Origin of the sequence: Spirosoma liriopis, from assembly GCF_023196085.1 — a bacterium.
Taxonomy (GTDB): Bacteria; Bacteroidota; Bacteroidia; order Cytophagales; family Spirosomataceae; genus Spirosoma; species Spirosoma oryzicola.
In genome coordinates this window covers 882,728-902,096 of sequence record NZ_JALPRF010000003.1, presented here as the reverse complement: position 1 = coordinate 902,096, position 19,369 = coordinate 882,728, and the positions used below count along the sequence as shown (strand labels likewise).

The following is a 19,369-nucleotide window of genomic DNA, read 5'->3' as shown; positions in this document are numbered from 1 at the left end:
GTCAGCACGTAATCGGACAAACGTGCTTGTTTGCTACATTTTTGTGAATGATTCCATGCACGAATGTTCTGCTTTTCCAACACGAGGGCAGAACGGAAAGGTTTCAGGCCGGTTCGATATGAACCAGCACATCGTACACGGCTGGTTTGGCTTCCATGATGGCGGCTTTCACGGCATGGGCAATTTCATGGCCCTGACTAACGGTCAACGTACCGGGTACGGTGAGGTGCAGGTCGATGAAATACTCAAATCCTGTTTTGCGAACCCTGAATTTTTCAATGCCTTTTACCTGAGGCACGGTCATGGCGATGGTTGTCAGTTCCTGTTCCCAGTCGCCAGCGGGTGCTTCGTCCATAATCTCGCCAAACGAAGGCCGGAAAATCTGGTAGGCGTTGAAAAAAATAAAGCCCGATGCCAGCAAAGCTGCCCAGTCGTCCGCACTTTCGTAACCCGGTCCACCAATCAGGGCGATGCTGATTCCCACAAATGCCGTTAAGGACGTAATGGCGTCGCTGCGATGGTGCCAGGCGTCTGCTTTCACGGCGCTGCTATCAACCTCGGCTCCCACTTTGGCAATGCGCCGAAACAACACCTCTTTGACCACCACAACCCCCGCCAGCACAAACAACGTAAATGGAGCGGGAATGGCGTGTGGCACCTGAATGTTCTGAATACTTTGGACCGCAATCAGAATAGCCGCTCCCACCAGCGCCATGGAGACGACAATAGCGGCCAGCGGTTCGGCTTTTCCGTGGCCGAAGGGATGGTTCTGATCGGGCGCTTTGGACGCCGTACGCAAACCTACCCACACAAAAAGCGAGGTGACAATATCCGTGGCCGATTCCATCGCGTCGGCGATGAGCGCGTACGAATGACCTAACCAACCCGCAAGCCCTTTCACCAGGACGAGGCCAATGTTGACAAAAATACCGACGAGTGTTGTTTTCTCCCCCCGTTTGGCTTTATGAGGTTCTAGCGTTGATGCGTCCATGAGGCACTTTGTATAAAACGATAAACAGCAGAAGCCAACAAAGATCACGGGAGAATTGCAAAAAATTAAGAAAGTAACCCGGATATTCGTGTTCAGCCTGGTTTTGTTCGTTAACCGGGCATGAATGCAGGGGCTACTTCGGCCATTGCTGTAATGGTTTTACGCCTTTGTTGACTTTGGAAGCTGACCGCTGGGGTACGAGCAGGACGGTCAGCGCTGTTTTTGCGTTTGCCGGTAGCTTGGTTTCAAAGCCAACCCGTGTTGTACCGGGGTTTGGCGCGTCGTAGTCATGTGGCGGATCGGTGGGCCAGGTCTTCAGCGTTACGCGGGCGGGTTCCTGTACCAGCAGCCTGAGCACTTTACCATCTTTCGTTAGCTCAACGGTCTTGTCGTCTATGATCGTAACGGTGGCCGGTGTAAGCAAGGTCCAGCGAGCCGTTGTTTCATTGGGCAGCGTTTCCAATTCATCCCGAACAACGGCGTAGGCTTTGTCGACAATCGCAATGCCGCGATTTGCTTTTGCCAGCGCCCCTTTGTAGATATCGGTAAGATCAGTTGTCACGTTCATAAACGAAGGCGTTTTTGAGGAACTGGTTAGGGGGGCTTTTCCCTCGACACGTTGTAGCTGATCGTTAATCGTTAAGGTGTTGTGCGCAAAATTGTTGTACCGAAACACTTGCCAGCGTTGCGAATCCTGCTTGCCATTCCACAGATCAACGCCTTTCGACTCCAGCGATTCGTAGTTCTGCATACCGAAATCCATCGCCCAGCGAACCCCGTCTGCCTCCATAACGAAGGAGCCAATATCCATGTGGGCGTGATTCGTTGACGCACTACCCCCTTTCATCGCCACGTAGATCGCGTTGGGGTCAGACCACGATGTTCGCATCAGGGCAACCGGTGTTTTACCCATGCCTACCCACATCGTCGATTTGGGTTCTGCGACGGTCGATACGCCAACACCGTTGCTCCACAGAATAGCCGCTGGCAGAAGTCGGTTTTTCAGGTGTTGCTTGGTGTCGCCATTCATCAAACGGCTGCGTTCTACCCAGAGTAAGGAAGGATCGTTGCACTTTTGGGCAAACCAGAACATGGCGGGTTGCAACTCACCACTCAAACCGGAATCCGAGAAGTTAAAGGCATTGTCCGATGGCCCGGTCATGTTTTCCATAAAACCAGCGGTTTCCAGAAAGCCCGGTTTAGCGGACAAGCCGAAGTCAGTGCCGAACGCTTTTTCCATTGCGCTCAGAAACATGACGTTGAAGCTGGTTCCGTAGCCCCAGTAGCCGTATCCTTCGGGGTAAGCACCGCTTGGGCTGTAATCGCCCATTGGCAAAACGATGGAGTCAATGGCGCGGTTGATAATCCGCTTCGCCAGATCAGGCTGATCTTCGTAGATCGCTAGTGCTCCGTAAGCCATGCCCGCATTGCAAACCTGGTTCCAGTTGTGACTTGCCTTGAGCCAGCTGTTGTATTGGTTATTCAGTGATGGCTCCAACCCTTTTTTGAGAATCGCTTCTTTGATAACCGAGCGTGACTGGTCCGATAAGTCATTGTGTAGCCAGTCGTAGCCAAGCGAAACGGCCATCGTCATTTCGGCCACGTCCAGAAAGTGCGACGGATTCCAATCGCTGAAAGCCGACACCGCTTGCAATTCCTGATCGGCGCGTTTCAGGTATTTGTCCTGATGGGTCATTCGCCAGGCGTAGGCAAGGAAAAACAACCGGCGCAGGGCTTCCCTAGATGTAGACAGCAACCGGCGACCAACCTGAATGCGTTCTAGCGGAGCGGCTGCTACCAATCCATCCGACTCGGTCAGGATCGCCTGATGAAGCTTGCCCCACGTTTTGTCGGCACCGACCGTTCGTTTGAGCGCGTCTTCTTCGCCCTTGCCCAACAAAATGCGTGGGTGATCGGCCAGTTTGGGCGTTGTTGCCAGATGATCGACCTGCGCGGAAGCGGAATTTTTTGTTAGCGGTATAAGGGCGACGAATACGAGAAGCAGCGATAGCGGTTTCATGCAGGAGCGCAGTTGAGAGTAAGTAGCTTACGGGTTATAAGCGGGTTGTATCCCTTTTTTTACTCACAACCAGTGCGTCCCAATGGCCACTCGTCGGTTTAGCACTGTATGCCGGAAGCAGCCCGGACTTCGGCTATTTAGGTAGCTTCATGCGGTATAAACGGAACGGGTAATCGACTTTGTCTTCGCCCTCATTGTAGCGTTTGGTGCGGTGAATTTGCGCGGCTGTCAGGTACAGATAGCCGTCCGAGCCGATTCCAAAGCTATCAGGCCAGAGCAGACGGCTATCGCGGACGAGCGTTTCGAGCTTGCGATCGGGGGTGAGGTAGCGCACCGCTTTGGTGGGCGAATCGGTCAGATACACGTTTCCCGCTTTGTCGGAATACATCCCGTGCGAAACGCCCGTTTCGGCCATCGTTTCAACGTGCGAAGAAACCTCCGATGGACTCAACTTTGGATCGTTAAGGTACTGCGTTTCAATGCGAAATAATTTTGTCTGCGTGATGGGTCGGTAATACAGGTATTTGAAATCGTCGGTCAGGGCGATGCCGTTGACGTTGCTACTGAAGTATTTTCCTTTAGTGTCGCGGACTTCTTTGCCGTCGATTTTAAGGTGAAAATCAGGGTCGGCTTTGGTCGATTTGTCACCTTCCAGCAATGAGCGGCTTTTCCCCGAGTTTAGATCAAGTACGACAATAGCCGCTCGACCAGGGTCTGACAGATACGCCACTTGCCGACGTGTATCGACGCGAACGTCGTTGAGCGCGCTTTTCTCGCGGGGAATGTCTTCGAAGCGATAAATCTTTTCTACCTGGTTTGTCGCCAGGTTGATTTTCATCAGTTTGATGCCCTGAATAAGCGGTGGCTGTTCGGCGGGATTCGCTGGGTCGAGTACCCAAAGTGCGTTATTCTGATCAACGAACAGCGCCTGCACGTTGATGAACCGATTCTGTGGATTGAGCGAATCCCACTTGTTCCACTCCTCATTCGGGTAAGGACGACGCTGTCCGTTCACGATTTCCGCCAGGCCGTAATCGTAATCGGTAGGGGTCTTAGGAAACGTAACAAAAATGCGGTTTTCCTTCGACACACCTACGCCAATAGGCTGATGTTTTCCGAATTCGGCAACGGTTTCGAGTTTTGGCGATAGAGCCGGTTGCGCGAACAAGCTGTAACTACTTGATAGAAGCAACGCAGTAAGGAGCGGAGTTTTCATATAAACCTCAGACGTAAAGAATACGGATGTAACGCCGGACAGAAGAGAAGGTTTATGGAATTTACGCCATCCTGGTCGTCCGTTCCATTCGCTAAGGTTCGGTCATATCGCCTAAACTTCGCCGTTCAGCAGACAGTTGAAGACCGACGTGCGTGAGCCTAATCAACGTTATGAACTATTCGAAATACACTACAATCATAGTAGTCAGTCAGCTCTTTATTGGTGGGCTGGCCGTGGCACAAAACCAGCCATACGCAACCATTGGTCAGGTTGTTCGGATCGATCCTCAAGTAAACCAACTTATTCCGTCCGATGCCAAAATAGAAATCATCGCGTCTGGGTTCGGGCATCTGGAAGGTCCCGTATGGGTACGCGACAGCAGCTACCTGCTTGTGAATGAAACCAAAGCGCAAACCACCTATAAGTGGTCGCCCAAAACGGGCTTGTCGAAGTTTGTCGAGCATAACGGCTACACGGGCCGACTGCCATACAGCGAAGAACCCGGCAGCAACGGTATGACCGTCGACTCAAAAGGACAACTAATCGTCTGCGATCATGGCGACCGGCGAATTGCGGCTATGCCGCTACGGGGTAAGGGTGGTAAACGAACGCTCACTGACAATGCGCAGGGTAAACGGTACAGTAGTCCCAACGACGTGGTGGCTCATACCAACGGCAGCCTGTATTTTAGCGATCCGCCGTATGGGTTGCCGCAGCAGGACAAAGATCCCCGCAAGGAAACAACCGTCAATGGCGTTTACCGCTATGCGCCGAACGGGACGGTAACGCTCTTGATCAAAGACCTGGCTTTACCGAACGGACTGGCTTTTTCAGCCGATGGCAAGACGCTGTTCGTGTCGCAGTCCGATTCGACAAAGCCGCTGATCATGGCTTATCCCGTAGTCGCTGATGGTTCCGTTGGCAAAGGCCGGGTTTTCTACGATGGGTCGTCACTGCCAAAATTTCGCCCCAAAGAAGTGTTCGACGGCCTTAAAACAGACCGGGACGGTAACCTCTGGACATCGGGGCCCGGCGGCTTATTGATTATATCGCCAGCCGGTAAACTAATTGGCCGCATCGACACGGGTGAGGTTATTTCCAACTGCGCCTGGGGTGACGACGGTTCGACGCTGTATCTGGCTTCCAGCATGTTTTTGTGCCGAATTAAAACCAACGCGAAAGGGATCCTGCCCGGATCGAAGTAAGGCGTTCGTCGTGTTCTTTTCTTCGGGTTAATTCGGGAACTAACGGCTCCTTATGGCCGAGTTTTGAACCAAAATAACGTACTGGAAACAAGCCGTTGTTGATAGCTTGGAATCGAACTGGATCTGCCGCGATTTGGGCTGGGTCCATGCTTTCACCGTAGACAAGTTACATTCGCTTTCTTGTTTTTACTTTCATGAAACGTCAACAGCCCAATTATTACAGCTAAAAAAATAATCAATGTTGGCAGGCTTGGCGGGTTCACATTAACGAGAGCGTGCGTAAGGGCCACAAGCATCCAGGATTTTGTTTTTCTGTAAAACTCGGCCATCCCTGCACTTCCTGCCGCAATCAGTACTAAGAATTGGAATGGGTTTGCCGTTATAAGCCGATTAGGAAATGAGTAATGCCAAGTAAACCAAAGTACCGTACTTATTAAAACTACAGTTAAAAATGAATATTTACTGAGTTCATTTCCTAAGAAAACTCGCCATCCCAATTCCTCTAACAGTGTGTAGTAGAGGGCATATACCGACCACAAAATAATCAGCGAATAATCGGTCTTACCTAGTACGATATTGTTGATGATTGTGCCGATGAAAAATAGGCCAAGTCCAACAAATTCAATTTTTCTAACCCATTTGGTTTTACTGAAAAAATCTACTTTTAGAGGGGTTTTATACAGGAAACTTACCACTATTGCTGATAAGAATGGTCCGAATCCGACATTCAAAATCCACTTGATTCCGTGTAAAGGCAAAATAGTTTGAAGTAGATGTAAGCAATAGGAAATGCCGAAGGCTAAAACAAAGTATAAGGTGATTTTTAGGGCGACTGCCTTGTCGAAGTTTAATTTGCCTGTTTTCATAGTGGATTGTTTTTGGCCTGCCTACGTTATTTTTGTTGTCTGGTGATACTACTGCCCCCACTTGCCGTCTGTCGAATGTCTACTGCGAAAGGTACACCGCACCAGTGTCCCGGTTCGCATTGTGTAGTACTGAACTGTGCCTGGCTTCCAGCATGTTTTATACCGAATCAAGAACCCGCGAAAGGCATTCTGCCCGGATCGAAACAGGGTGTTTGGCGTAACTCGTCTGGTTGATCAAAAAACCAACGGCTCTGTCATATCCGAGTTGCGGACCAGAATGACATACTGAAAATAAGCCGTTGTCGGTAGCTTGGGATCGAACTGGATCTGCTGCGACTTCGGCATGTAGGGAGCGTACTTTACACGGATAGGCGTCGTCCGGGCGAATGAACCGGGGCGGTCGATGGCAAAGAGCGTCAGGGTGTTTGGACGGGTAGCGGCTCGCATGGCACCGGTTCCTTCGGATTGCATTAACTCACTGTCGTTGTTGAACTTATCAAGGCGTGTGTAGGGCTTGCCTTTATCCTGCCAGAAAGGAGGCAGAAAAGCCGTTGGTACCATCGAGTAGGAGTCCAGGTAGCTAAAGGTGATTGATACAATCTTGTCGTGCAGATACAGGTCGGATTCTTTCAGCATACAGGCAAACGATTTTGCCCGGTTCGTCAGCGGACTTTGCAACACGTGAAAAAAGCCCCAGAATCCGTATAGCTTTTCGTTGTTCAGCGTTGGTAACAGCGTTTTGAAATTCGTGAAAATCGTTACTTCGCGGCTTTTGATGGTTTGCAGATAACCAACGTTCGTCAGCAGATGGTGAAGGGTAGGCGCTTGGGGACCAAACGTTTTCTGGTAGGCTTTTTCGTTCTGTTTCCAATCGTCAAGCCAGGTCAACGCCAGGTTGGCGGCCAAACTGTCGGCGTCTTTTTTCGTCAGCTTTTGAACAAGCGAGTCGGCCAGTGACTGGGCGGCTTTGGTTAATTTTTTACCGCGCATCAGTTCGGTCAGGTGTTCGGCTACCAGCGCGTTGTCGTGGATGCGGTCGATACCGACAAACTGAATCTGGCGCTGAGCGGGAAGCGTTTGGTTCAACGCCCGGATTTTCTGAATCTTCCGGAAGAAATCTTTATTCGCCCACTGAGCTGTCTGTTGCACCCAGCTCCGGAACACCTTCTTCAGTGTCGCGTCGTCGCCGGTTTTGAGGTAGTCGTTCATATAATGCGCTTTGGTCGCGTCTACCTCGGCAATGTAATAGCGGATGCCCAGCTTTTGATTCAGGTGTTTGAGCAGGTCAAAATCAACTTCCTGTGGCTTCTGGACGCCGTGCGATTCGCCCAGTAAAAAAAGTTGGTTCTGGTAAAAAGCGTCATCGAACAGCGTAAATTTTGGATCGTTACCCGTTGCGATTTCTTCCTGTGGGATAGTGCCGTACGAAAGGCTGTCGGACTGCGCCTGGACGAAAGACCTGGTTAAAAGGGTTAGGAATAAGCAGAAAAAAATGGGCGAAAGGCGGATTGGAAAGGCGAAAAACTGCATAGCTGAACTAGGTTTTGAATCGGTTGAATGATACAAAACTCAGTCAGCGGAAACGGCGCTGCAAGGGGGTGGGACACGCAGTACGGTACAGGGATAAAATGACGTTTCCGGGCCGTTTGGGACGGAAAGGGATGAATGGGAAGCCGAAAAATGGTTGTCTTTAGCTAGGAAAGAGCCGGACCGCCTATCAATGGCGGCAATGTCATACGTTGATCGAAGGCTTCCAGATAACTCCGGGAAACGGGGATCTTAACCTCAGCGCCGGTGATCGTTAACTGGTAGCCCCGTGCGTTGCCTTCCGTCTGGCTAACGGCTTTCAGATTGACCAGAAAAGCGCGGTGGGAACGAAAAAACTGCGGATAATTGCTGAGCGTGTCGGCGATTTCTTTGAGGGTGCTTCTCAGAACGGTTTTCTGCGGCTGAGCCAGATTTAGCCAATGCACATCGACATAATTCCCGACCGATTCAATATAAAGCAACTGGTCGGGTTGCAGACTCAAGCGCTCCTTCCCGTTTTCAGAGGTAAGCACAATCGGGCTGGATTGGACAAACTCCTGACCCTGTATCACGCTGACGGTAGGGGTGGCCGCAACGGTTACTGCCGTCTCCGCGCGTTGACTCACAAACTCGTTCAAGGTCTGCGCGTGGGCCAGATTTCGTTTAAGGCGTCGTTGTTCTGCGACAAATACCCCCAGCATGATCGGGAAGAATCCAATGACGGTAACGGAAAAATACATTTGCCCAAAACTTGGCCGGGACACATTCAACAAACTTAGAATAAGCTGATTACTGCAACTGATCAGGAACAGAACCAGTAGGACGTGCGGAATGTGCCGACCCACGGTCCACCGATCTTCGTTGTAAAAGGCAGGAACCAGCTTTGGTATAAGCACGTTGGCTAAGAGTACAACCCCAACAACGCCGACCGAAACCAGCGCCGTCATCATCAGTCGGTCGAGGTGGCTGAAACTACCGCTCAGTAGACTGGTAAATACGAAAACGTAAAGGCCACCCTGCCAAGCCAGTTTGACGTGGTTACGGAAGCTAAATTCTTCGGCAATGGGACGGTTCAGGAACGAGCGTACAGATTGAAGCATACCGACAAAAATAACAAGACGAGTACGGTTTCAAAAATCTTTACGCCTGGGTTATAAGTACGTATCTTTGTGCTATGCTTTTGGAACAGAAACAACAGGAACTAGATACCCTCGAATCCACACCGGCTACGCTGCCGGTTATGGAAGCTTTTTATACGCTTCAGGGGGAAGGCGCTCACACCGGACGGGCGGCTTACTTCATCCGGCTCGGCGGCTGCGACGTAGGATGCCACTGGTGCGACGTTAAAGAATCGTGGGATGCCGACGCGCATCCGAAACAATCCATTAAGGCTATTGTGGAAGGGGCCTTGCAGTACCCTGGCCGCATGGCGGTCATAACGGGTGGAGAGCCGCTCATGCACGATCTTACCGACCTTACAGCCGCGCTGCATCGCGCCGGTTTCCAGACCAACATCGAAACGTCGGGCGTGTGTCAGGCCGTTACCGGCTCGTGGGACTGGATCTGCTTTTCACCCAAGAAATTCAAAAAGCCCAACCCGGCTATTTTTCAGAAAGCCGACGAACTGAAAGTAATCATTTACAATTCGTCTGATTTTGCGTTTGCCGAATCGTTTATACCGCATCTGCGACCTGATTGCAAACTCTTTTTGCAAACAGAGTGGAGTCGTTCCAATGAAATGCTGTCCCGCATCGTTGATTACGTTAAAGATCACCCGCAATGGCAAATTTCGTTGCAGACACACAAATACATGGACATTCCGTAAAGGAAAAAGTTTGGCGCTTCTGGATGGGTACGTTTCGTAGTATAGATAATGAACGTGTTTGTGCGGACACGGTGTTGATATGCCGCACCACCGCACTACAGACGAGTAACCCCGAACGCTACGTTTCCCGCGCTTTACTTTATTCGCTGCTGATTAGCCTGTTGCTCTTTCCCTGCACATCGCTGCTCGCGCAGAACGCTAAAGCAAAGGAGCTTTATAATCAGGCAATCAAACTATTCGGCGAGCGCAAGGCGAACGAAGCGATTCCGTTCATGGAGCAGGCTGTCAAGCAGGACCCTGACTTTGTGGATGCGTACCTGAAACTTGGGCAACTTTATGAGTTTACCCGCCGGTACGAACCCGCCGTTGCCGCTTACCGGAACGCAATAAAAATTCAGCCCGACAGTCCGGCGTCAGGAGCGGCCTACCAGTCGTTGAGTAACACACTCCTTCGGTTGGGGCGTTACGCGGAAGCGTTGCCTTATCTGGAAAAGTTTCAGACACTGTTTCCGCCCCAGTCGGTGCAGGGAAAACGCATTGGTCGTCAGATTGAGTCCGCGCGGTTTGCGCAGGAGGCTGTTCAGCATCCGCAACCGGTTGATCCCAAGCCGCTGTCGCCTGTCTTGCAAACCACACCTTCGCAGTATTTTCCCGTACTGACCGCCGATGAGCAGACGCTTGTTTTTACGGCCCTCAAGCCCGAAGGGGACGAGGACCTGTTGACCTCAACCTTCAACGGCGAAACCTGGTCACCGCCGGTTTCGCTTGACGCCAGCATCAACACGCCCGACAACGAAGGTACCGCTAGCTTGTCAGCGGATGGACGGATGCTGGTATTTACGGCTTGTCAGGGGCGGAAAGGGTTCGGCAGTTGTGATCTGTATCTGAGTCGCAAAACCGGCAACGACTGGTCAGCTCCCGAAAATCTTGGTTCGTCAGTAAACACGCGCTTTTACGAGTCGCAGCCGTCCTTATCAGCGGATGGCAGACGGCTTTATTTCGTGTCGGACAGGCCGGGCGGAAAAGGGCGACGTGACATCTGGCGCAGCGATCTGGACGGCGAAGGAAACTGGCGGGAGCCGGTCAACATTGGCGAGCCGGTCAACACGGCTTTCAACGAAGCGTCGCCGTTTATTCACGCCAATGGGCAGAGTCTGTTCTTTGCGTCGGAAGGGCATGTCGGGATGGGCGGGTACGATTTATTCGTATCGGACAGCTCCGCAACGGGCTGGTCGTCACCTGCTAATCTGGGTTACCCAATCAACACCTCCGAAGACCAGGCTTCGTTATTTGTGGCGGCCAATGGCAAGCGGGCTTATTACTCATTTGAGGAGCAGAAAGACGGTGTTTCGCAAAAGTCGAGACTGTACGCGTTTGACTTGCCCGAATCGCTGCGGGAGCGGGTGAAGCCCGTAAGTTACCTCAAAGGAATTGTCGCCGATGCGAAAACGAAAAAGCCGTTGGCCGCTACGGTCGAATTGATTGACTTAGCCACGAACCAAGTCGTTTCACGCGTACAGGCCGATCAGCAGACGGGTCAGTACACCGCTGTGCTGCCCAGTGGTGGTGAGTACGCGTTGTACGTCAGTGTGCCGGGGTATCTGTTCAAAAGTCTTTCGTTCGACTTCACCCAGAAGCGGGACGCGGGCGCGGGAATGTCTATGAACGTACCGCTTGAACCTGCCATTGCGGGCGAAACGGCTAAAGAAACGCTGAACAACCTGTTTTTCGAAACGGGTCGCTACGACCTTGCCAACAAATCACGTACGGAACTGAATCGCTTATCGGCCTTTCTGAAAGCTAGCCCCGCCGTCAAAATCGAAATTGCGGGCCACACCGACGACCGGGGAGATGCGGCCGCGAACCTGACTCTTTCGCAGAAGCGAGCCCAGGCTGTTGTCGCGTATCTAACGAAAACGGGTGTTGATCCGGGTCGAATACGGGCCGCTGGATTCGGGAAAACCCGCCCACTTGTGCCAAATACGAGCGACGAAAACCGCCGGTTGAATCGCCGGATCGAGTGGCGCGTGCTTTGAGAAAGCTTTGGCGTATGGCTTTTGTATCGGGATCAACCAAAATAGATCGGTTGTTGCTTACACGGTTACGCTCTTTTGCTTTACTGCGGGATTTTTTTCAATTTTGTATATGTTGGCCTAATGCTCTCCTTTTTTAGGGAACGGTATTTTGTTAAAAAGAAGACAACGTAGTACCAATCACATGACTTCCGAACACGTTAAGTGCCTGATCATCGGCTCCGGCCCAGCTGGCTATACAGCGGCTATATACGCATCGCGGGCTAATATGCACCCTGTTATGTACCAGGGACCACAGCCTGGTGGTCAATTGACCATTACCAATGAGGTAGACAATTTCCCTGGTTATCCGGACGGTGTTCAGGGACCGCAGATGATGCTGGATTTAGAGAATCAGGCCCGTCGGTTTGGTACGGATATTCGCTATGGCATGGTCACCAACGTTGATTTCTCGGGTCCTGTACACCGGGCCATTGTTGATGACAAACACGAGATAACCGCCGATTCGGTTATTATTTCAACCGGGGCTTCGGCCAAATGGCTAGGTCTGCCATCTGAGATGCGGCTAAACGGTAAGGGCGTTTCGGCCTGTGCTGTTTGCGACGGCTTTTTCTTCCGGGGGCAGGATGTCGCGATTGTCGGGGCGGGGGATACCGCAGCCGAGGAAGCCAGCTATCTGGCTAACTTGTGCCGCAAAGTATACATGCTTGTTCGCCGGGACGAAATGCGGGCGTCGAAATTCATGCAGCAGCGCGTTAAAACCGCTCCAAACATTGAGATCCTGTATAATACCGAAACGGTAGAAGTGCTGGGCGACGATGAAGTGTCAGGTATCCGGGTAAAAGATACGGTAACGGGCGAAGAAAACGTTCTAGACGTGACCGGCTTCTTTGTTGCCATTGGTCACAAACCAAATACAGATATTTTTAAAGGGTACCTTCATCTAGACGAAAACGGTTACATTCTGACCGACAAAGGAAGTACCCGCACCAATATTCCTGGTGTCTTTGCCTGCGGAGACGCCCAGGATAACATTTATCGTCAGGCTATTACAGCCGCCGGAACCGGTTGTATGGCTGCCCTTGATGCTGAACGTTATCTTGTCACTGTAGAAATGCAGGAGCAACAACTTGTTCATTAACTTACTAGTTTGCAGCTACCCGTTGTCAGTAGGCTGATCCATAAGCGTACCGATAACGGGTAGCTGCAAACTCATCTTTGATACTGATGAGAAAAACGGCTGTTCGATGGCTCCTAGCCGTTGGCTGTCTGTGTGTTACCCTAACAACACAGGCACAGGAACGGGGGCGGTTTAAAAAGAACCTTACGATTACACCCAAAAATCAGGCTAACCCGAATGCACCCATCGTTGATCAGCCTCAGAAAGCGGACGAAGCATTCGAACAAGAAACTACCCAACTGCGATTTAATAACCAATTCGAACCCAAAAAAGAACTGAATAAGGTCGTCAGCGAAGACACCAGCACCATCGACCAGGGCGAATCCAGCGTGGTTGAAATAATTGACTCGGTCCTGGTCGGCAACGAATGGGTTAAAATAGCGGACTACTACGCCGTTTGGGACTCCCGCACCATTGACCCCTACAACATCAATCCACTGGAGTTTAACGAAGCTATCGATCTTAAGCTCTATGACCCACCAGCCAACCACTACTGGTCAGCGCCCTTGAACGAGGGAAAAATGACCTCTACGTTTGGGTATCGGTGGGGCCGCTGGCATACGGGTACCGACCTCGATCTGGAAACGGGTGACCCGGTCTACGCGGCTTTTGATGGGATCGTCCGGGTTGTAGGCTGGGATGGCAACGGGTATGGCCGCTACGTACTGGTTCGTCATTATAACGGACTGGAAACGCTCTACGGACACATGTCCAAACAAACCGTTGAAACGGGGCAGCTTGTCAAAGCAGGTGATCAGGTGGGGCTTGGTGGAAATACGGGTCGGAGCTTTGGCGCGCACTTGCACTTCGAAACACGTTACGAAGGCAACCCGTTTAGTCCGCTCAACATTTACTCATTTCCGGAGAATACAATTAACTCGGATCATTTCCTGCTGACCGGCTCGGTATGGGATTACCTGCGGGGAGGTCGCTCGTCGTCGTCGGAATCTGGCTCCCGACCGCACATCAAACGGACGGTGTTACACCGGGTCCGTTCGGGAGAAACGCTTAGCTCGATTGCCAGTCGTTATGGCATGTCTGTGTCGGCGTTGAGTCGGAAAAACCACCTTTCTTCCCGCTCGCGTATTCGTCCCGGTCAGAAACTGCGGGTCAATTAACGGAGTAGAAAATTGACGAATAGATTTTAAAATGCCTGCTTACACACAGTAAGCAGGCATTTTTCATTTATAGTTGGTTGATCTTGACCAGTTGGTATGGCTTCTGGCGAAGTTCGGTCAACAGCTCGTCCAGGTGATCGTATAACTTATCGGTACGACTTGGCGCTGTACCCAAGTGCATCAGTAGAATAAACCCGTTCAGGCCACTACTATTCCGTTGTTCGTACGTACGAATCGATTGCAGAATAGTCTCGCTGTCCCGGTAATTACCTGCTTCTGGTGTGGTATAGTCTGCGTGGCTTAGCGTTCCGGGTGTGTAATTGACTAGTTGTAAACCCGCTTGCCGAGTCCAGGTTGAAATGCTGTCATTGTACCATTCGTAAGGCGGAAGAAACCAGGTTGCTTTGCTGCGCTGAATACCGAATCGGCCTAAAGCGGTATAATTCGCCTTTAAATCCCGCAAAAATTGCTCGCGCGTGACCAGCAGACTATCGCGCTTGGTCCAGTCGCAGTACAGTAAATGCTGATCGGAGTGAGGGCCGATATAATGCCCATCGCGACGAAGCTGCTGCACGAGCGAAGCGTTGGCCCGGTTGCGCAGGAAACGTCCGGTCAGAAAAAAAGACGCCTTCACCTTATGGTTACGAAGCACCTTCGCAATGGTCATGCCACCATCGGCAAATTCGTCGCCCGTAAACACCAGGGAAAGTTGTCGGCTGCTGGTATCACCCTGAATTTTAGCTCCTTTATCGAAGGTGGCTTTTGAATCGGTAGTCGACGGTTGACCTGCTTTTTGCGTCAACCGGGTTAATTCTACGGTTTTGGGTCGCTTTTCGGACTGTTTGGCTGCCAGCAGGTAAATAAGCGAAGCGGTTCCGTCCATCGTGGGTTCGTTGGTGCTGTAGTCGCCGAAATCGTCGTGGTAGACCGCCAGATCACTCTGAAAAAGGGCGTACTCATCGGGCTCTTTGAGCGTGATACCGATCAGATTCTTGTAAATACTGCCACGTACGGGGCCATCCACCAAACCGCCATCGATCGGATAGTTTTTTAGGTGCGTAAAGGCAGAATGCGGGTCGGCGGGCGTGTCAGCCATAGCCGGTAAGCCGTATACAAAGCTCGTTCCCCAGGGATTGCAGCCAAATAGCCAGTCGAAATTCGCCTGTTCGAGCGCGGCATACTGCTGATCATTCGTTAACTGACGATACCAGTAACATTGGGTGGCGAACGAAGTAGTCAGGTTGTTACTGCACCAGATAAACGGCACACCCCGGTAAAAAGCGTTTTGCCTGGCTCGTTGCCAGACGGTTTCAATGCCGCGTTTGTAAAAATCGGTGACCGGTTTGCGCTGGCTGATCGGAAGTCGTTTAGCGAGTTCGGCGTGACCGATATTGACGAAAGGATACCACTGATAATGGCGGGCCGTATCGTTGTCGATCCAGGGTGTGACCGGTTCCTGACGCGCAAGTTTAAGGGCTGTGCTCCGCCACTGAACGGCCTGTTTGCTAGCCGAACCTGCTACATTCAATTGTTCTACGGCGGCCAATTCCATATCATCCGTATAATTATCCTCTTCGTAGAAATAAGGTGCGCGACCCGGTGCAGTCTGGCTATTGCCGGGCTTTTGAATGCCAAGCTGATAGGCTGATTGAGACCGTTGGCGAAGCCGGTTTACGCAGTCACGATCTACGTAGTCCGAGGGACGATTGCGCATGAGCTGATAACCGAGGGCCAGCGCACTGCTGACTTTGCCAGCGGTAGAGGCTACGCCCGTCGCCCGATTTTTGTACTTGAAAAGACCCTGCGGTTCGCCGGTTGCAAAATAAACGGGACGCTCGAACCCTTTACCGTATAGCTTATCTTCCTGAGGAATCCGCAGGCCAGCGTGATCGCGGTCATCGCCGAGTTGGTTGAACAGCCACTCGTCGGTCGGGTGCATTTTCAGGAGCCAGTCGAGGCCCCAGCGTGCTTCGTCAAGGACATCGGGCTGACCGTTTGCGCCCGCAAGTCCGTTGGTTTGGTGCTGATCCGCAAAAGCCGTTGGAAAGTCGCGCAGGGCGGCCAGCAGGTGATAGGTCGCGTTGGCCGATGTTGTGACATACTGCAAATAGTCCGACGCATCGTGCCAGCCCCCCGACGCGTCAATGTGCGTGCTATCGGGCATGGGACCGTACATCGTGTAGCCATCGTGGGTGTGACAGGAATCCTTTAAAAACGGATTGAAGCCGCTGCGCTGTTGCCGCATGTAACGCAGACAAAAATCGGCAGCTCCATCATACACGTCCTCGCCGATGCGAAACGCGGGCGAACGAGTGCCTTCATCGGTACGAAGGTAATAGCGGCCCGGTTGCCGGAAGGCCGAGAAATTGAGTCGGCAGGTTTGGCGAAAAGGCCCGTAAGCACCAAAGGCCGGGCTAACTTCCCGCTGCCAGACCACCTGATTCGTTTCCGCATTGACGATTTGAAAGCGAGCCGTTGTTTTGTCGGTAAGGCTGGCCCACACGGCGTTTTTGGAACTAGACGGACGGTAGCCTAACAGATTTATCCGAATAACAGCCGTTTCGTCGGAACGAAAGGCAAATGCCGCCAGCGTGATGACCACAGCCAGCAGAAGCAATAAACGATTGATCATAAGAGGAAGCCACGAATCAGAGAGCGTCTGATCTGCTCAGGCAAGATACGTGATTTTAACAGAGAAAGAAGAAAGAACGACGCAAGCCGCGCGAATGTCTGACACTTGCTGCCCGGCTTTATCCCATTCGATAGGATATATTTTTTCGCCTAAACTTGCTTGTTAGACGCCTGTTAAAGAAGTGTTACGTGTTGTAACATCAATCTATAGATCACGTCGAGTGTGATTTATAGATTGCAATTAATTCTTACTCAATGTTAAACAGTTGAAAAACGAATGAAAAATTTACTTACGCCTGTAGCGGGTGTTGTACTGGCAAGCCTTATTGTTGCCTGTAGCAAAGATGAAGCGTACAACACCCAGATTCCAGAAACAAACCAACAGCCAACGACGGCCCAGGTAACGGGTAGTGTGTTTGAGCCAGCATTGGTTCCTGCAACGGATGCGCGCATTGCCCAATTGACCGCTCCCGCTAACTTCACGGTAACCAAATTTGCGGATGGTTTGGGTAAACCCCGAATGCTGACCGTTGGTGCGTCGGGAGCCGTTTACGTGACCAGCCGGGATGCCGGAACGGTAACGTTACTCCGCGATACCAACAACGATGGTGTGGCTGAACAGAAGCAGGTTGTTGCCAACATCAAGAGCGTGCATGGCCTGACCATCAACGGAAATCGCATGTATCTGGTGTCCATCAACGATGTGTACGTAGCCAACATCAACGGCGACGGTACCTTGTCGGAGCCGCAGCGTATCATCAATGATTTGCCCGATGCCGGTCAGCACCCGAACCGCACGATTGCGTTTGGCCCCGATGGCAAAATGTACATCACCGTAGGCAGCACGTGCAATGCCTGTGCAGAGCCGAACGTAGAGCACGCGACTATATTACAGGCAAACGCCGATGGATCGGGCCGTAAGGTATACGCCAAAGGTCTGCGCAACACAATTGGCTTCGGCTGGCACCCACAAACCAAAGAAATGTATGGTTTCGACCACGGCATCGATTGGCTAGGCGATGAACAGCAGCAAGAGGAGATTAACCTGATCAAAGAAGGGGCTTTCTACGGCTGGCCGTACATTTATGGTGATGGTCGATACAACCCGCACCCACGGCCCATGGGCGACACGACCTACGCCCAGATCCTGGCTAAAACCACGTTGCCTGTGCTACAATACGAAGCGCACGCTGCCCCACTCGGTATGGTCTTTTATACGGCCAACCAGTTTCCAACGGAATACCAGAACGACGCGTTTGTAACCATGCGCGGCTCGTGGAATCGCACAAAGCCATCAGGTTATAAAGTTGTGCGGGTTCACTTTGAGAACGGTAAACCCGTCAGCACGCAGGATTTTGTTACGGGATTCCTCGTTGACGGTAACCAAGCCCAGTTTGGTCGTCCGGTTGGTATTGCCGTACAAACGGATGGCTCGCTTCTTTTCTCGGAAGACAACAACGGTGTTATCTATCGCGTAAGCTACCGTCGATAAGCGCACCGCGACAACCGCACACAGAAAAAGCGTAGCCAGGAATCTGGCTACGCTTTTTCGTTATTCTGCCAGCTGTTTGTCAATCTCGGTAAGTAAATAGCTTTTGGGATCGCTGAAATACTCCCAGAACATGACACCCGCCAAGCCGTTCTTTTTCACGTAGCGGCACTTTTCTTTCACGGATTGCTCGTCGTCGTAGGAGACAAATCGTTTTAAGTCGCTATTGTAAAGATAGGGCGCTTTAGCGCGTCGGTCCCAGTGGCGTTTGTAAGCCGGATTAGTCAACAGGCTGTCTTTGATAAACGTATAGCCACCACCCCGTTCAACTTTGGCGATGGAGCGTGGATGCACATCAGGATCGGCGTTCTGTAACTGCCACGCCCGACCGTAAAAGGCAATGCCCAGCACCAGTTTTTGGGCGGGAACCCCGGCCTGCTTGTAAAGCATCACCGCTCGGTCACCCGACTGCTCGTTGTCTGCTTTGCGCGATGGATACAGGTTGGTGTGGTGTCCCGCCAGTGGTCCGCCCGTAAAATGGTCGTACGACATGACATTGATGTAATCCAGGTACTGATGCGCCTGCGCCATATCCGTATGGGTGAAAATCTCGTTGAAGCCCGGCATGGCTGTCGTGACGAGGTAATTTTTGCCCGTCTGCTGCTTGAGACCGTTTAGCTGCTCGCGCAAGGCTTTGAACAGCAACGTAAAATTTTCCTTGTCCTCGGGCCGAAATACGTTGTCTTCTCCTTTCATACCGGGATATTCCCAGTCGATGTCGATGCCATCCAGTTGGTATTGCCGGACAATATCAGCCGCCGAAGCCGCAAAGGCCGTCCGGGAGGTATCGCTTAAAACCGCATCGGAAAAGTTTTCGCTCCAGGCCCAACCGCCAATTGAAATAAGAATTTTCAGGTCGGGATTACGACGTTTGAGCGCGTTCAACTTCCGGAAATTAGTGGAGTCGGTAGCGAGGTTGTGCAGCCACGCCCGGTTGTTTTTGATGTCCACGAAGGCATAATTGATGTGGGTCAGCTTTTCGGCAGCAATCCGGTCGGTATCGACCAAACCACGAAAACCGCCGACGTAAGCAAGTACAATCGGTTTGGTTTTGGGCGCGGGCCTGAAGCCAATAGCCAAAAAGGCCAGGCTGAACAGGGCAGGGAGAAAGAAAAGTAATCGAACCATGAGCTATAATGCGTTTGACTATAAAGGTAACTGGTTGGTGAAATCTCATGGTTTATCGGCATTATTCGGTAGCTAGCCTT

General features: G+C 51.7%; 14 protein-coding genes. 6 read left to right on the top strand and 8 right to left on the bottom strand.

Annotated elements, in window-relative coordinates; translation table 11 throughout:
* Positions 1-103: 103 nt before the first annotated feature.
* From M0L20_RS20690 to M0L20_RS20680, 3 genes are all read right to left on the bottom strand, one after another.
* Positions 104-991, bottom strand: coding sequence for a cation diffusion facilitator family transporter (locus M0L20_RS20690; RefSeq protein WP_232558498.1), 888 nt, complete (start codon positions 989-991; stop codon positions 104-106).
* Between the two features lie 133 nt (positions 992-1,124).
* Positions 1,125-3,011, bottom strand: a complete 1,887-nt coding sequence (locus M0L20_RS20685; protein WP_248478845.1) for a heparinase II/III domain-containing protein — start codon at positions 3,009-3,011, stop codon at positions 1,125-1,127.
* Between the two features lie 133 nt (positions 3,012-3,144).
* Positions 3,145-4,227, bottom strand: coding sequence for an L-dopachrome tautomerase-related protein (locus tag M0L20_RS20680; RefSeq protein WP_248478843.1), 1,083 nt, complete (start codon positions 4,225-4,227; stop codon positions 3,145-3,147).
* A gap of 170 nt (positions 4,228-4,397) precedes the next feature.
* Here M0L20_RS20680 and M0L20_RS20675 point away from each other — a divergent pair, with 170 nt between their 5' ends.
* A complete protein-coding gene (locus M0L20_RS20675; RefSeq protein WP_248478842.1) occupies positions 4,398-5,432 on the top strand; it encodes an SMP-30/gluconolactonase/LRE family protein in 1,035 nt (344 codons plus the stop codon).
* Between the two features lie 152 nt (positions 5,433-5,584).
* Here M0L20_RS20675 and M0L20_RS20670 read toward each other — a convergent pair whose 3' ends face one another.
* The 3 genes from M0L20_RS20670 to M0L20_RS20660 form a co-directional block, all read right to left on the bottom strand.
* Positions 5,585-6,298 (bottom strand): CPBP family intramembrane glutamic endopeptidase, encoded by a 714-nt coding sequence (locus M0L20_RS20670; RefSeq protein WP_248478841.1) that lies wholly within the window; start codon positions 6,296-6,298, stop codon positions 5,585-5,587.
* Between the two features lie 234 nt (positions 6,299-6,532).
* Positions 6,533-7,828, bottom strand: coding sequence for a TraB/GumN family protein (locus tag M0L20_RS20665; RefSeq protein WP_248478840.1), 1,296 nt, complete (start codon positions 7,826-7,828; stop codon positions 6,533-6,535).
* 164 nt (positions 7,829-7,992) lie between these two features.
* Positions 7,993-8,925, bottom strand: coding sequence for a LytR/AlgR family response regulator transcription factor (locus M0L20_RS20660; protein WP_232558492.1), 933 nt, complete (start codon positions 8,923-8,925; stop codon positions 7,993-7,995).
* Positions 8,926-8,999: 74 nt separating this feature from the next.
* Between M0L20_RS20660 and M0L20_RS20655 the strand changes: the two genes are divergently transcribed.
* From M0L20_RS20655 to M0L20_RS20640, 4 genes are all read left to right on the top strand, one after another.
* A complete protein-coding gene (locus M0L20_RS20655) occupies positions 9,000-9,650 on the top strand; it encodes a 7-carboxy-7-deazaguanine synthase QueE (RefSeq protein WP_248478839.1) in 651 nt (216 codons plus the stop codon).
* The gene (locus tag M0L20_RS20650; protein ID WP_248478838.1) at positions 9,605-11,686 is read left to right on the top strand and encodes an OmpA family protein; all 2,082 of its coding nucleotides are present in this window, start codon (positions 9,605-9,607) and stop codon (positions 11,684-11,686) included. Before M0L20_RS20655 ends, M0L20_RS20650 begins: the two co-directional genes overlap by 46 nt.
* A 181-nt stretch (positions 11,687-11,867) precedes the next feature.
* Entirely contained in the window at positions 11,868-12,824 is a 957-nt protein-coding gene (gene trxB, locus M0L20_RS20645) for a thioredoxin-disulfide reductase (protein WP_232558489.1), read from the top strand.
* Between the two features lie 86 nt (positions 12,825-12,910).
* Positions 12,911-13,981: a peptidoglycan DD-metalloendopeptidase family protein gene (locus M0L20_RS20640; RefSeq protein WP_232558488.1), complete on the top strand. Its 1,071-nt coding sequence runs from the start codon at positions 12,911-12,913 to the stop codon at positions 13,979-13,981.
* Between the two features lie 67 nt (positions 13,982-14,048).
* On the opposite strand, the gene M0L20_RS20635 is transcribed toward M0L20_RS20640, so the two are convergent.
* The gene (locus M0L20_RS20635; RefSeq protein ID WP_248478837.1) at positions 14,049-16,613 is read right to left on the bottom strand and encodes a bifunctional glycoside hydrolase family 9 protein/polysaccharide deacetylase; all 2,565 of its coding nucleotides are present in this window, start codon (positions 16,611-16,613) and stop codon (positions 14,049-14,051) included.
* Between the two features lie 276 nt (positions 16,614-16,889).
* Here M0L20_RS20635 and M0L20_RS20630 point away from each other — a divergent pair, with 276 nt between their 5' ends.
* On the top strand, positions 16,890-18,104 hold the full coding sequence (locus M0L20_RS20630) for a PQQ-dependent sugar dehydrogenase (RefSeq protein ID WP_232558486.1): 1,215 nt from the start codon (positions 16,890-16,892) through the stop codon (positions 18,102-18,104).
* A 60-nt stretch (positions 18,105-18,164) separates the two neighbouring features.
* Here the strand turns inward: M0L20_RS20630 and M0L20_RS20625 are convergent, their stop codons facing one another.
* A complete protein-coding gene (locus tag M0L20_RS20625; protein ID WP_248478836.1) occupies positions 18,165-19,289 on the bottom strand; it encodes a glycoside hydrolase family 18 protein in 1,125 nt (374 codons plus the stop codon).
* Positions 19,290-19,369 lie beyond the last annotated feature (80 nt).

Excerpts from the sequence above, each read along its gene's own strand:
- M0L20_RS20640 (WP_232558488.1), top strand. The coding sequence starts at position 12,911 with ATGAGAAAAACGGCTGTTCGATGGCTCCTAGCCGTTGGCTGTCTGTGT.
- M0L20_RS20660 (WP_232558492.1), bottom strand. The coding sequence starts at position 8,925 with ATGCTTCAATCTGTACGCTCGTTCCTGAACCGTCCCATTGCCGAAGAA.
- M0L20_RS20630 (WP_232558486.1), top strand. The coding sequence starts at position 16,890 with ATGAAAAATTTACTTACGCCTGTAGCGGGTGTTGTACTGGCAAGCCTT.
- M0L20_RS20675 (WP_248478842.1), top strand. The coding sequence starts at position 4,398 with ATGAACTATTCGAAATACACTACAATCATAGTAGTCAGTCAGCTCTTT.
- M0L20_RS20670 (WP_248478841.1), bottom strand. The coding sequence starts at position 6,298 with ATGAAAACAGGCAAATTAAACTTCGACAAGGCAGTCGCCCTAAAAATC.
- M0L20_RS20635 (WP_248478837.1), bottom strand. The coding sequence starts at position 16,613 with ATGATCAATCGTTTATTGCTTCTGCTGGCTGTGGTCATCACGCTGGCG.
- M0L20_RS20690 (WP_232558498.1), bottom strand. The coding sequence starts at position 991 with ATGGACGCATCAACGCTAGAACCTCATAAAGCCAAACGGGGGGAGAAA.
- M0L20_RS20655 (WP_248478839.1), top strand. The coding sequence starts at position 9,000 with ATGCTTTTGGAACAGAAACAACAGGAACTAGATACCCTCGAATCCACA.
- M0L20_RS20625 (WP_248478836.1), bottom strand. The coding sequence starts at position 19,289 with ATGGTTCGATTACTTTTCTTTCTCCCTGCCCTGTTCAGCCTGGCCTTT.
- M0L20_RS20650 (WP_248478838.1), top strand. The coding sequence starts at position 9,605 with ATGGCAAATTTCGTTGCAGACACACAAATACATGGACATTCCGTAAAG.
- M0L20_RS20680 (WP_248478843.1), bottom strand. The coding sequence starts at position 4,227 with ATGAAAACTCCGCTCCTTACTGCGTTGCTTCTATCAAGTAGTTACAGC.
- M0L20_RS20685 (WP_248478845.1), bottom strand. The coding sequence starts at position 3,011 with ATGAAACCGCTATCGCTGCTTCTCGTATTCGTCGCCCTTATACCGCTA.
- M0L20_RS20665 (WP_248478840.1), bottom strand. The coding sequence starts at position 7,828 with ATGCAGTTTTTCGCCTTTCCAATCCGCCTTTCGCCCATTTTTTTCTGC.
- trxB (WP_232558489.1), top strand. The coding sequence starts at position 11,868 with ATGACTTCCGAACACGTTAAGTGCCTGATCATCGGCTCCGGCCCAGCT.